Source organism: Clostridioides sp. ES-S-0001-03, assembly GCF_020676075.1.
In the GTDB taxonomy this organism is placed as follows: Bacteria; Bacillota; Clostridia; order Peptostreptococcales; family Peptostreptococcaceae; genus Clostridioides.
The window spans coordinates 286,083-300,154 of sequence record NZ_JACVWJ010000005.1 but is presented as its reverse complement, the minus strand read 5'-3'; the positions used below and the strand labels follow the sequence as shown (position 1 = coordinate 300,154).

The window sequence follows — 14,072 nt, the reverse complement described above, 5'->3', positions numbered from 1 at the left end:
TTATTTAAGATATATTTGATTGCAATGAAAGTAGATAGTATCATATAATTATGAATAGTTATATGATACTATTTTTATTTTAATAGAGAATAGAGTTTTAATCGAGAATAGAATTTTAATAGAAATAAAGATTTTAGAAGTAGGATAAAGAATGATAAGGAGGTTGTGCTAATATCAAGTTAGCATTTATATAAAATGATTACAACTATAAGCAGTAAGGATAATGAAAGATTAAAATATACTAAAGCATTATTAAAGTCAAAAAATAGAACAAAAGAATCAAAGTTCATAATAGAAGGGTACAGAATAGTAGTGCTTGCACTTGAATGTAATGCAAATCTTGATTATGTATTTATCAATGAGGATTTTGAAAATAAAAAGGAACACATGGAATTATTAGAAAACTTAGATAAAAAAAACACAAATATATATAAGACTACTAATAAAAACTTTAAGGAACTTGTAGACACAGAAAATACTCAAGGTATAATAGGTGTAGTTTCATTTAAGGAAAAAAATTTAAAAGAAAGTATAAATGAAAAAGATAAGTTTGTATTAATTTTAGACAGAATACAAGACCCAGGAAATATGGGAACAATAATAAGGACTGCTGACTCTGCTGGAGTAGATGCAATAATAGCACTAAAGGGATGCGTCGATATATACAATCCAAAAGTAATTAGGTCAACTATGGGCTCTATTTTTGATATGAATATAATCAATGCCATACAAGATGAAACTGTGGATATACTTAAATCACAAGGATTTAATATAGTTTCAAGTTATTTAAATACAGATAATTTTTATGACAAAATAGACTACGGTTCAAAAGTAGCTTTGGTGATAGGAAACGAAGCAAATGGGATAAATGAAGAGCTTGTATCAAAATCTGATATTTTGGTTAAAATACCTATATATGGCAAAGCTGAGTCGTTAAATGCAGCAATAAGTTCTGCTATATTGATGTATGAAATAAAAAAATACTTAATTTAATGTATTGTAATAAATATAATGTCGTGTTATAATCTTGAATTAAATAGTAGAGTATCAAAAATAGTCAATATATTTTAAACATGATTGATAAAAATATTATATGATTGTACTTTAAAATAGTCACAATAAAATAATCATATAGATAATCACAAAATATAGATATAAATGATATAATACTAAAATAAACAATATAATATTGTAAATGCAATGAAAGAGGAAAGTATTTTGATTAAACTTAGTAAAGAGATAAACACCTAGGCTGGGAGTGTTTTCTAAGAGGTCAGGAGAAGTTCCCTCTAGAGTAACAAAGCTGAAATTTGATAGTAGGCTTTGACGTGAAAAACGCGTTAAGTTTGTTAGAGGTGGTTTGATGATTTTTAGATTGTTAAACTACTAGGGTGGTACCGCGAAACTATAGCCTTTCGTCCCTAGACAGGGATTGAGGGGCTTTTTTTATACAAAAAAACGAAAGGGTGATATGTGTGCAAGAAAAATTACTTGCTTTACGTGAAGCAGCTTTAGCTGAAATAAAAGAGGCACAAAGCATAGAAAATGTAGAAAGTTTAAGAGTTAAGTATTTAGGAAAAAAAGGTGAGATAACTGCCATACTTAAAGAGATGGGTAAATTATCTGCTGAAGAAAGACCAGTAGTTGGAAAAGTTGCCAATGATGTAAGAGAGAATATTGAACTTAGCATAAATTCTAAAAAAGAAGAAATAAATGCTATTGAAAAAGAAAGAAAGTTAAGAGAAGAAGTAATAGATGTTACTCAACCTGGAAAAGTATTGAAAGTTGGAAAGAAACATCCAATAACTCAAATTATAGATGAAGTAACAGATATATTTATCGGAATGGGATTCTCTATAGCAGAAGGTCCAGAAGTTGAAACAGTTGAAAATAACTTTGATGCATTAAATGCTCCTAAAGACCACCCATCAAGAGATATGAGTGATACATTCTATATCAATGATGGTGTATTACTTAGAACTCAAACGTCTCCAGTTCAAGTAAGATCTATGAGAAGCCAAGAGTTACCAATTAAAGTAATAGCACCAGGTAGATGCTTTAGATTTGATTCACCAGATGCGACACATTCACCAATGTTCCATCAAATAGAAGGACTTGTTGTTGGAAAAGATGTTACTATGGCAGAATTTAAAGGAACTATGGATATCTTCGTTGAAAAATTGTTTGGTTCTGATATCAAAACTAAGTTTAGACCTCATAACTTCCCATTTACAGAACCAAGTGCAGAGGTTGATGTTACTTGTTTCAAATGTGGTGGTAAAGGTTGCCCAATGTGTAAGTATGAAGGTTGGATAGAAATATTAGGTTCAGGTATGGTTCATCCAAATGTACTTAGAAATTGTGGAATAGACCCAGAAGTTTACAGTGGATTTGCATTTGGAGTTGGGGTTGAAAGACTTGCAATGCTTAAATATGAAATAGATGATATTAGATTATTATTCGAAAATGATATGAGATTCTTAAATCAATTTTAATTAGGAGGGTGTGTAGATGTTAGTATCTTTAAAATGGCTTAGAGACTATGTCGATATAGACATGGATATAAAAGAGTTCGCTGATAAAATGACAATGACAGGAACTAAAGTTGAAACAATAGATTATTATGGTGAAGAAGTAGAAAATATATTAGTTGGAAAGATTTTAGAAATAAAACAACATCCAAATGCTGATAAGTTAGTTGTAACTAAAGTAGATGTTGGAGATAAAGTTGTTCAAATAGTTACAGGAGCTACAAATATATCAGAAGGAGATTATATTCCAGTAGCTGTAAATGGTTCTAAATTACCTGGAGGAGTTGAAATTAAACAAACTGACTTCAGAGGTGAATTATCAGATGGTATGATGTGTTCAGCAGCTGAATTAGGTATAGATGAACATTATATTGAAGAATACAAAAGAGGTGGTATATATATTTTAGACCACGAAGACTCTTATGAATTAGGAAAAGATGTAAAAGATGTTTTAGGATTAAATGATGCTTTAATAGATTTTGAATTAACTTCAAACAGACCTGACTGCAAATGTATGATGGGGATAGCTAGAGAAGCAGCTGCAACTATAGGAACAAAAGTAAAATATCCTGAAATAGAAGTAAAAGAAAGTGACGAGGAAATAGACTTCAAAGTTGAGATAGATAATCCAGATTTATGTAGAAGATATGTTGCTAGAATGGTAACTGATGTAAAAATAGAACCTTCTCCATACTGGATGCAAAGAAGACTTACAGAAGCAGGTGTAAGACCTATAAGTAACATAGTTGATATAACAAACTTTGTAATGTTAGAGCTTGGTCAACCACTTCATGCTTTTGATATAAATCAAGTAGAAACAGGAAGAATAGTAGTAAGAACTGCTAAAGATGGAGAAAAGCTTGTAACACTAGATGATGTTGAAAGAACATTAGACAAAGATATGTTAGTTATAACAAATGGAGAAAAATCACTTGGTCTAGCTGGTGTAATGGGTGGTGCAAACTCAGAAATAACTGACAAGACAAAGACTGTACTTTTCGAAAGTGCCAATTTCAAGCCAGAAAACATAAGAATGACAGCTAAAAAAGTGGGAATTAGGTCAGAAGCATCTTCAAGAAATGAAAAAGCCTTAGACCCTAATCTTGCAGAAATAGCAGCAAATAGAGCTGTACAACTTGTTGAAATGTTAGGTGCTGGAAAAGTATTAAAAGGAACTGTTGATGTATATCCAAATAAACCAGAACCTAAAAAATTAGTAGTAAATCCTCAAAGAATCAACCATCTTTTAGGTGTAGATGTACCAATGGAACAATTTGTAGGAATTTTAGAATCATTAGAATTTAAATGCAATTTAATTGCTGATGATAAGCTAGAAGTAGATGTACCAAGTTTCAGAACAGATATGGAGCAAGAAGCTGATGTATGGGAAGAAATAGCTAGAATTTATGGATTTGAAAATATACCTTCTGTACAATTAGAAGGAAATACAACTGCAGGGGTTAAAACTCCAAAACAAAAATTCATGGAAGCGCTAAAAAATAATTCAACTGCTGTAGGATTAAATGAAATATTAACATATTCATTTGTAAGCCCTAAGGGAGTTGACAAGATAAGAGTACCAGAAGGTAATATAAAGAGAAACTTTGTTAAGTTGATGAACCCATTAGGAGAAGAAACTTCTGTAATGAGAACTACTTTAATACCAAATATGTTAGATGTTTTATCAACTAATATATCTCATAAGATAGAAGAAGTATCAGCATTTGAGTGTGGACATATATTCACACCACAAGATTCAGAACTTCCTATGGAAGCAAATAGAATGTGTGTAGGTATGTATGGTAAAGATGTAGATTTCTTTGCATTAAAGGGAGCTATAGAAACTGTACTTGTAAATGTAGGATTTAAAGATTATGAAATTGAACCTCAAGATAATAATACTACCTTCCACCCTGGTAGATGTGCTAAAATAGTGTATAATAATAAATATGTAGGTACATTAGGTGAATTGCATCCAGATGTTATAGAAAACTACAATCTAGGGCAAAGAGTTTATGTTGCTGAAATAGATATTGATTTTGTATTTGATAATTCTGATAGAACAAAGAATTATGTACCATTACCAAAATATCCATCTACATCTAGAGATATAGCTCTTATTGTTAAGGATGATGTATTTGTAAAACAAATAGAAGATATAATAAAGGAAAATGGTCAAGGATTAGTAGAAAGCTACAAATTATTTGATGTTTACAAAGGTTCTCAAATAGAAGCTGGATATAAATCAATTGCATATTCAATAACTTATAGAAGTAAAGATAAAACTCTAACAGATGAAGAAGTAGCTAAGGTGCATGATAAGATATTAAGTGAATTAAGCAAAAAATTGAATGCTAACTTAAGATCAAATTAACAACTAATGTCGGGGAGGTTAGGATGAACAAAGTAATGGTAAAAATCCATGGCGCTGAGTATCCAATGGTTGGAGACAAGTCAGAGAAATTTATGATTAGTATTGCTGATTTTGTTGACAAAGAAATGGATAAGATAACACGTCAAAACCCGAAGCTAAGCTTATCAGTTGCTGCAATATTAACTGCATTAAATATATCAGACCTTTTATTTGAATGTTCAGATGAAAATGAGAGGTTGATTAAAGCTAATGAAGAATTGAGCAAGAAGGTTGGTTCATCCAACGAAGAACTTCAATTAGAAATCAAATCTTTAAAACTTACAATAGCAGAAAAAGAAGCAGAAAATCGTGAAACTGAAGCTAAAATGAAAGAGTTAATTGAGATTATAGAAAATAAAAAGCAAGAAATATTTGAACTTAGTAATACAACAGAAGGCTCTAAAGCCGAGTTAGATGCTTATAAAAACAAGATAGAAGAGTTAACTGCTCAGCTTGAAGAATCAAATGAAAGAGCTACTATAGCTGAAAATTTAGCTTCTGAGTTTCAAAACAAGGCTTATGATTTACAGCTAAAATGTACAGGGTTAAATAATGATGTAAAAAACGTGGAATAAATTAAAAGATTTGCTGTCTCTTGTTTTTTGAGACAGCTTCTTTTAATTTATAAATAATAAATATAAATAACATGTAATGTATACATATAACTAGTGTATAAATAATATGTAAATATAAAATATTAAAATATTAAAATAAAAAATAATATCTAAAAGAATTTTGATTTGGTATCTATCAATAGAAAGTGAGATGTTTATATATGACAAAACAGAGCCAGATGTCTGAATCATTCTTCTTATGCGCTTTATTGGCAATAACAGGAGGATTTTTAGATATTTATACTTATGTAGTAAGAGGAAAAGTATTTGCTAATGCACAGACTGGAAATATAGTTTTATTTGGTCTTAACATAGCAGAAGGTAATGTCAGGAAATCTTTTTATTATTTTATTCCTATTTTGGCTTTTATTTTAGGGGTGTTGATAGCAGAAAAAATAAGAAATCATTTTAAAAATAATAATAGAAAGATTCATTGGCGACAAGTTATCATTGGAATTGAAATGATTACTATACTTATTGTTTCTTTTATTCCTCAAGGAAAATTTAATATGTTTGTAAATGTTGCTATATCTTTCATTTGTTCAATGCAAGTTGAGAGTTTTAGAAAGGTAAATGGCAACACATTTGCAACAACAATGTGTACTGGTAATTTAAGAAGTGCTACAGAAACACTATTTCATTATGTGCAAACTAAAAATATTTTTATGATAAAGAAGAGTTTGCAGTATTATGCTATTATTATATTCTTTATTTTGGGAGCTATTTTGGGAACTGTTTTTACAAAGATTTTTGTGGAAAAATCTATATTAATATGTTTCCTTATTTTATCAGTAGTCTTTATAGTTATGTTTATCAATAAAGATGATTCTTTTAATTTAAATTAACAAAACAATAGAGTCATTATTTGATATACTTTAAATATAGTAAGTAGTATATAAATTTAGTGTAAATGTGTAAATTATAGACATGATAACATTAAGTTTAAAAAGTATATATAGAGGAGAAAAATATGAAAAAAATAGAATTACTTGCACCAGTTGGCTCTTTTGATTCCTTGAAAGCAGCAGTACAAAATGGGGCAAATGCTGTGTACTTAGGTGGAAAAGACTTTAGTGCGAGAGCATCTGCAAATAACTTTGATAGAAATGAGTTGATTGAAGCTGTTAAATATTGTCATATAAGAGGAGTACAAGTATTTGTCACTGTAAATACATTGATAAAACAGTATGAGATAGAAGATTTTGTCGAGTATGTAAAATTTTTATATGATATAGATATTGATGCATTAATAGTTCAAGATATAGGTATGGCAAGGCTTATAAAAAAATTACTACCTGATTTTGAATTACATGCAAGTACTCAGATGGTAGCTCATTCGCTAGAAGATGTAAAATACCTTAAAAGCGTAGGATTTGATAGGGTAGTTTTGGCAAGAGAATTAAATGTTGATGAGATAAAATGGATTTGTGAAAATACAACTGTAGATGTAGAAGTATTTGTGCATGGGGCTTTATGTGTATGTTATTCAGGTCAATGTCTTATGAGTAGTATGATAGGAAACAGGTCTGGAAACAGAGGAAGATGTGCACAACCATGTAGACAAAAATATGAGTTAATAGATATAAATACAGGTGAAGTTGTAAATAGTAATGGAGATTACTTATTAAGCCCTAGAGATTTAAGTACTATAGAAGATTTAGACAAAATAATCGAAGCAGGGGTATTATCTCTAAAAATTGAAGGAAGAATGAAAAAGCCAGAATATGTAGCTACTGTAGTTTCAGGATATAGAGAAGCGATTAATGAGTTTATAAGTGAGAATAAAATAAATATTTCTGAGGAAATAATAAATAATTTGTATACTATCTTCAATAGAAAGTTTACTAAAGGATATATATTAGGTGAAGTTGGTAAGGATATAATGAATTCTGATAGACCTAACAATCAAGGTCTATATGTTGGAAAAGTCTTAGACCATAATAGAAAAACAAAGAGACTTAGAGTGATACTAGAGAATACCCTTAAAAAAGGAGATGGAATCAACTTAGGTGGAGGAACTATTGGAAGAATTATAAAAGATGGAGAGATAACTACAATAGCACACAAAGGAGATTTAATCGAATTAGATTTTATTGGGGAAGCAAAGAGAAATCAACTTATATTCAAGACTTCAGACAGTGAATTAATGGACAAAGTACAGTCTACATTTCAGCAAGATAAAGAACTTATAAAAACTAACATAAATGCAAAAGTAAGTATTAAATTGGGTGAAAAGCCAGTACTCTCTATAAGTGATTTTTGTGGTAATAAAGCAGTTGTAGAGGGTGAAAAGGTAGCTGAAAAAGCTATAAAAGTTGCTTTAAGTGAAGAAAAAATCGAAACACAGATTCAAAAACTTGGAAACACGCCTTATAAATTAAAAGATATAGACATTGATTTAGACGAAGGTGTAAGTATACCTATAAGTATATTAAATCAAATGAGAAGAGATTGTATTGAGCTTTTGGATGAGGAAAGAATAAGGATAAAAGAGAGAAGATTTAAGGAAAGTAAATTAAAATATAAACCAGCTAAAATAAATCGACATAAAGAATTTAATACAACTCCTAAACTTAGAGTTAAAGTTAAGAATTTAGAGCAATTAGAATCAGTACTAAAATATAATGTAGATTTAATTTATTATGAAGATATAAATACGCTATTTGAAGCTTTGGAAATAGCTTCAAGTATTTCTAAAGAATCAGTTAATTTAAGTTCAAATATAGATAGTGTAAATTCTTCATTAAATATAGATGATGTAAATGTTTCAAGTGAAAGAACATCTAGCTTTGAAGATAGATTAATCTATTCAGCACCAAGAATTATTAGAAATAGAGAATACAAACAGTTTGAAGTATTAGATAATATAAAAGGGCTAAATAAAATTCAAATTGGTAATTGGGGTTCTATGGATTATTTTAAAGATAAAAATCTAAATATAGATTGCTATTTGAATACTTTTAATAGTGAAAGTATAAATCACTTTAGGGATACAGGAGCAAATACGGTTTGTTTATCACAGGAGTTAAATTTAAGTGAAATTGAACAAACATTAAAATATACAGATGCAGAAATTGAAGCAGTGATATATGGATATACGCCTATGATGGTCACAGAATACTGTCCTATGGGGGTTGTTGTTAGAGATTGTAAAAAAGATAAGAGAGTAGCTAAATGTAAGGAGAGCAGTTATGCTCTAAGAGATTTTACAGATGCAAGTTATAGGATAACACAAGATATATTCTGTAGAAGCACTATTTACAATTCAAAGGTAACCTGTATGTTGGACAATCTTTATGAATTAGATGAGATTGGAGTAGATGTATTTAGAATAGATTTTACAGTGGAAAATAGTGAAATGGTAGAGAAAGTTATTGAAGCTCATATTGAGGTTTTAAACAATAATTATAAACTTGGAGAAAAAGCTACTAACTTATATAAGCAATTGGATGAAATTGGAACAGTTGCAGGACACTACTATAAAGGTGTAGAATAGATATAACATGAAAAATATACATAAATATATAAAAACTCTTGAATTTATGTGTATTAATATATAAAAATATCATATCTATGAAAAAACAGGGGGATTACTGAAAATGAGAGAAGAAGCTTTAGACATTTTATTTAAGTATTTAGAAACTGATAGAATGAGAAAACATTGCTACGCAGTTGAAGCAGTTATGAAAGATTTAGCCAAAAGACTAGAGCCAGAAAAAGAAGAAAAATGGGCGGTTGCAGGTCTTTTACATGATTTGGATTCAGATATAGTTGGAAGAAAACCAGGAGAAATCTGTGAAGGTCATGCAACAACAACTGTAGAACTTCTTAAAAAAGAAAATTTTGGTGATGAAGAAATGTATAGAGCAATACTTGGTCATCATGATGGTATGGGGGTTACAAGAACTAGTTTAATGGAAAAAGCTATATATGCAGCAGACCCTATAACTGGATTTATAACTGCAATAGCTTTAGTTTATCCAGATAAAAAACTTACGAGTGTAAAGACAAAATCTGTAATTAAAAGAATGAAAGAAACAAGATTTGCTTCAAATGTAAATAGAGATGCAATGAGAAGTATAGAAGATATAGGGATTCCATTTGATGAATTTGCAGAGCTTTCTCTTAATGCAATGAAAAATATTAGTGATGTACTTGAAAACAATGAAAATGAGTAAATAAGGAAAATAACAATAAATTTAAAAATGTGAATTGACAATAATTAGTTTAAATAAATGACTATAATTAATATAAACTTAAGGTCAACTTGTTAATAATTGACTGCAATGAGTAATTATAGTGATTCTTTGCATCAGTAATTATAGTAATAAACTTAAATATATAAAATAAGTAAATGAAAAATAGAAAAGAGAAAGTAAGGCGAAGTATATGAAACTTACGACTATTTGTTATATAGAAAAAGACAGTAAGACTTTAATGTTGTATAGAAATAAGAAGAAAGATGATGTACATGAAGGTAAGTATGTAGGTGTTGGTGGCAAATTTGAGCAGGGAGAAACACCAGAAGAATGTATAGTTAGAGAAGTTAAAGAAGAAACAGGTCTTACTCTTAAGTCATTAACATACAAAGGATTGATAACTTTTCCAAAATTTAAAGATGAAGAAGATTGGTATATGTTTTTGTATTTTTCAGATGAATTTGAAGGAACTTTATCTAACAAAGATTTAGATAATTGTAAAGAAGGCAAGTTACTTTGGGTTGATAATGATAAAATATTTGACTTAAATATGTGGGAAGGCGACAGATTATTTTTAGATTGGGCTAAAAAAGGCAAAATTTTTAGTGCAAAGATAACATATGATAATGGTAAATTGAAAGATTACAGTGTAAATTTTTTAGATTAATTAAAAAATTAAAGCCTCTGTATTGTTAAAAAAATAAAAATTGACTAGGACAACTATTTGATTTATACTAGAGTAAAAATTTTAAAATGGAGGAATAATCTGGAATGATAGACATAAATTTAGACAAATGTGTAGGATGTGGTATGTGTGAGTCAGACTGCCTTGTAAATGCAATAAGGGTTAAAGAAGATAAAGCAAAGGTGAAAAATATTCTCTGTATTAATTGTGGTCACTGTATGGCTATATGTCCAACAGATGCAATAGAAATGCAGGGATTTGATAAAAATGAAGTATTAGAATTCAATCATGAAAATTTTGAACTAGAGCCTGAAAAATTACTAAACTTTATCAAATTTAGAAGAAGTATAAGAAGCTATAAAGACATAGAGGTAGAAGAAGAAAAAATAAAAAACATATTAGAAGCAGGAAGATACACACCAACAGGTGGAAATAGACAACCGATAAGATACATATTAGTAAAAGAAAAACTAAAAGAAGTAAAAGAATTAGCAATAGAAGGGCTTTATAACTTGGCATTAAATACTGATGATGAAGACCCTGTACGTTCTATATATAAAAATACATTTAAGAGAATGTACAAAAGATATAAAGAAGAAGGATATGATTCTCTATTCTATGATGCACCATTACTTATGGTAGTAGTTGGTGATACTTCTTTAGGAGGAAGTGTATATGTAGATGGTGGATTAGCTGCGTCTAATATGGAGCTTATGGCTTATTCTCAAGGATTAGGAATGTGCTACAATGGATTCTTTGTTATGGCATCAAATGTAGAGCCAAAGTTAAAGGAATTATTGGGAATGAATGATAATGAAGCAGTTATAACTTCATTTATATTGGGATACCCAAGTGTAAAATATAAGAGAACTGTAAATAGAAATAGTGCTAAATTTGAAATAAGATAGAACTTAGAATGTATTATATACTCAAGATTAGCACAAGATAATGTATACATTTAATATAGTAAATTTGTTGTAATAATCAAATAAATCAGTTATAATCTAGGTATATTGTATATGGTGAGGATATTTAAATTTTTAAGTAAATTTTTATATCCTTTTTTATGCTAATCTACTTTTTCATATCTAAAAGTTTAAGTAGTAATTTGCATTGTAAATCTTAATTATATGGAGGATTAGTGTAGTGAATTCAAAAAAATTACTTTTATTAATTATTGTAATTGCATCCATATTCACTTCTTGCATATTTCCTTTTAATGTCAATGCTCTAGGTAGTGATAATCGTACTATTCGGGTTGCTTATCCTATTCAAAAAGGGTTAACTGAACTAGATAAACAAGGTAAGTACTCTGGATATACATACGAATATCTGTTAGAAATTGCACAATATACTGGATGGAATTATGAATTTGTTCAAGTATCTGGTGATGAAAATGAAGTTCTTACAAAACTAATGAAAATGTTAGAAAAAGGTGAGATTGATATAATGGGAAGCATGTTATACAATGAGCAGATGGAAAAATTGTATAATTATGCAGGTAATAGTTATGGAGTAGTAAATACAGTATTACAAGTATTATATGAAAATACAGCTATTGATAGTATAAGTTTAGAAGCTATGAAAGAAATTCGTATTGCTGTAATAGAGAATTCTAATACTAGGCTTAAAGAATTAAATGAATATTGCAAGATGAATTTAATATCACCTAAATTGGTATATTGTAAGTCACAAGAAGAACAATTACAAGCACTAAAGGTTGGTGAAGCAGATGCACTGCTTAATGTGAGTGTGAGTCCAATGGAAGGTGTGCGTACTATAGCTAAATTCTCACCAAAGCCATTCTATTTTATTACACCTAAAGGAAGTACAGACTTAACTCAAAGACTCAATTCAGCAATTAATAATATCGAACAGACAGACCCATATTTTTCGACTGCTTTGTATGAAAAATATTTTACACCAGAAAATAGTAAGATGATTTTGTCTGATGATGAAACTACATATATTAAAGATATAGATACATTAAAAGTTGGAGTACTTTTAAATAAGCCACCATTTCAAAACATAGATAAAAAAACAGGAGAATTAAAGGGTATATCAATAGATTTATTAAATCACATATCTGATAAAACTAGATTGAAGTTTGAACTGGTGCCTGTAAAGTCACAAAAAGATTTGGATAAAATGACTAAAAATCATGAAATTGATATTGTAGCAGGAATGATTTATGATTATGAAGATTCTCGTAAACACAATGTGACTATGTCTCGACCATTTGTTTCCACCCAATATATTATGATGATTAATAACAAATTAAATGAAAATAGTTTAGATGGAAAACGTCTAGCTCTACCTAAAGGGACTGGTTATGATAATTATTTTAATGGGGATGTCATATGGTATGATACTTTGGAAGAGTGTATAGAAGCTGTTAACAAAGGGTTTGCAGATTATACTTATGGAGAAGGATATTCTATACAGTACTATATTAATCAACCTAAGTACAAAAACGTACGTTTAGTTCCACAGACTTATGAATCACAGAGTATTTGCTTTGGAATAGTTAAACCAAGTAAGCAGGAATTATTGGGTATATTTAATAAAGCTATTATAAGCATTCCATCAGAAAAGATGCAATCAATTATCTATCAAAACACTACATATAGACAAGACTTTTCACTACTTTATATTATGCAACAAAATCCAATTGAAACTATTTTAATAGTTGCTAGTTTATTACTTTGCATTATTGGAGGTATGGCATGGAGCCTGCATACACGTAAAAGTATGAATCAGAAAATATCTTTGGAACTTAAAAAGCATGCTGAAGTTTATGAAATGGCAAGTGAATACTTTTTTGAATATGATTATAAACGAGATAAATTGATAGTTTCTATGAAAGGGAAAGGAATTAGTACTTATTATGGTATAAGTAAGAGTGCTATGAGTGAGATTGAAATAGAACATAATAAAAAGTTTTTTGATGTAATCAAGTCACAGGAGAATGGGACGACTGAAATGTATTCTATATGCGCTGATGGTAGTTGTCACTGGATTAGAATTACTTCAAAAATAATTTATAATGAAAAAAGTGTACCAGTGTATGTAATTGGAAAAATATCTAATATTGATTCTGAAAAAGAGGAAAAAGATAAGTTACTGGATAAGGTTCAAAAAGATGGCTTAACAAATATTCTTAATTCAGCATATATTAGAAAGTTAACTACAGAAAGTTTATCTAATTTATCTCCTAACAAAAATGGAGCTTTGTTAATTTTAGATATTGATTATTTTAAGTCTATTAATGATACTTATGGGCATTTAATTGGAGATAAAATATTAATTGATGTTGCAAAAGTACTTGCTAGAAGTTTTGAAAAAAATGATATTGTTGGTCGATTGGGTGGAGACGAGTTTAGTATCTATATTAAAGATATAATAAATAAGGAAGAACTTGTCAATAAATGTAATGAAGTATATAAACAAATTCACCTCATAAAACTGCCAAGTGGAAAAAGCATATCTATAAGTATGGGTGTAGTAATAACAAAATATGGACAGAAATATGACGAATTATATCAAATGGCAGATGATGCTCTTTATGATTCTAAGAAGCAAGGAAGAAATAAATTTAAAATAGTAGGAGTATAATTTTTAGTAAGATTT

The 14,072-nt window shown here is 29.1% G+C and carries 10 protein-coding genes and 1 other annotated feature; all 10 genes read left to right on the top strand.

Translation table 11 applies throughout. The features are described 5' to 3' along the window. Positions 1-195: 195 nt before the first annotated feature. The 10 genes from IC174_RS12435 to IC174_RS12390 all read left to right on the top strand — a co-directional run bounded on the left by IC174_RS12435 (position 196) and on the right by IC174_RS12390 (position 14,057). On the top strand, positions 196-993 hold the full coding sequence (locus tag IC174_RS12435; RefSeq protein ID WP_227433472.1) for a TrmH family RNA methyltransferase: 798 nt from the start codon (positions 196-198) through the stop codon (positions 991-993). 198 nt (positions 994-1,191) lie between these two features. Further along, positions 1,192-1,426, top strand: a binding site (T-box leader). 49 nt (positions 1,427-1,475) lie between these two features. After that, the gene (gene pheS / locus IC174_RS12430) at positions 1,476-2,495 is read left to right on the top strand and encodes a phenylalanine--tRNA ligase subunit alpha (protein ID WP_227433471.1); all 1,020 of its coding nucleotides are present in this window, start codon (positions 1,476-1,478) and stop codon (positions 2,493-2,495) included. A gap of 16 nt (positions 2,496-2,511) precedes the next feature. Then, positions 2,512-4,905 (top strand): phenylalanine--tRNA ligase subunit beta, encoded by a 2,394-nt coding sequence (gene pheT, locus IC174_RS12425; protein ID WP_227483013.1) that lies wholly within the window; start codon positions 2,512-2,514, stop codon positions 4,903-4,905. A 23-nt stretch (positions 4,906-4,928) separates the two neighbouring features. Continuing rightward, a complete protein-coding gene (gene zapA, locus IC174_RS12420; RefSeq protein ID WP_227433469.1) occupies positions 4,929-5,519 on the top strand; it encodes a cell division protein ZapA in 591 nt (196 codons plus the stop codon). A gap of 200 nt (positions 5,520-5,719) precedes the next feature. Beyond that, positions 5,720-6,403, top strand: a complete 684-nt coding sequence (locus IC174_RS12415; RefSeq protein WP_227433468.1) for a YoaK family protein — start codon at positions 5,720-5,722, stop codon at positions 6,401-6,403. 125 nt (positions 6,404-6,528) lie between these two features. After that, positions 6,529-9,054 carry a U32 family peptidase gene (locus IC174_RS12410; RefSeq protein WP_227483012.1) on the top strand — a complete coding sequence of 842 codons (2,526 nt, stop codon included), beginning with the start codon at positions 6,529-6,531 and terminating at the stop codon, positions 9,052-9,054. A gap of 103 nt (positions 9,055-9,157) precedes the next feature. Then, complete coding sequence (locus IC174_RS12405; protein ID WP_227433466.1) at positions 9,158-9,736, top strand: HD domain-containing protein; 579 nt, start codon at positions 9,158-9,160, stop codon at positions 9,734-9,736. 211 nt (positions 9,737-9,947) lie between these two features. Continuing rightward, positions 9,948-10,424: an NUDIX hydrolase gene (locus IC174_RS12400; protein WP_227433465.1), complete on the top strand. Its 477-nt coding sequence runs from the start codon at positions 9,948-9,950 to the stop codon at positions 10,422-10,424. 104 nt (positions 10,425-10,528) lie between these two features. Next, the gene (locus IC174_RS12395; RefSeq protein ID WP_227483011.1) at positions 10,529-11,350 is read left to right on the top strand and encodes a nitroreductase family protein; all 822 of its coding nucleotides are present in this window, start codon (positions 10,529-10,531) and stop codon (positions 11,348-11,350) included. A gap of 238 nt (positions 11,351-11,588) precedes the next feature. After that, positions 11,589-14,057 carry a diguanylate cyclase domain-containing protein gene (locus IC174_RS12390; RefSeq protein ID WP_227483010.1) on the top strand — a complete coding sequence of 823 codons (2,469 nt, stop codon included), beginning with the start codon at positions 11,589-11,591 and terminating at the stop codon, positions 14,055-14,057. Positions 14,058-14,072 lie beyond the last annotated feature (15 nt).

Coding starts and splice junctions, on each gene's coding strand:
- pheT (WP_227483013.1), top strand. CDS start 2,512: ATGTTAGTATCTTTAAAATGGCTTAGAGACTATGTCGATATAGACATG.
- IC174_RS12405 (WP_227433466.1), top strand. CDS start 9,158: ATGAGAGAAGAAGCTTTAGACATTTTATTTAAGTATTTAGAAACTGAT.
- IC174_RS12400 (WP_227433465.1), top strand. CDS start 9,948: ATGAAACTTACGACTATTTGTTATATAGAAAAAGACAGTAAGACTTTA.
- zapA (WP_227433469.1), top strand. CDS start 4,929: ATGAACAAAGTAATGGTAAAAATCCATGGCGCTGAGTATCCAATGGTT.
- IC174_RS12395 (WP_227483011.1), top strand. CDS start 10,529: ATGATAGACATAAATTTAGACAAATGTGTAGGATGTGGTATGTGTGAG.
- IC174_RS12410 (WP_227483012.1), top strand. CDS start 6,529: ATGAAAAAAATAGAATTACTTGCACCAGTTGGCTCTTTTGATTCCTTG.
- IC174_RS12415 (WP_227433468.1), top strand. CDS start 5,720: ATGACAAAACAGAGCCAGATGTCTGAATCATTCTTCTTATGCGCTTTA.
- IC174_RS12435 (WP_227433472.1), top strand. CDS start 196: ATGATTACAACTATAAGCAGTAAGGATAATGAAAGATTAAAATATACT.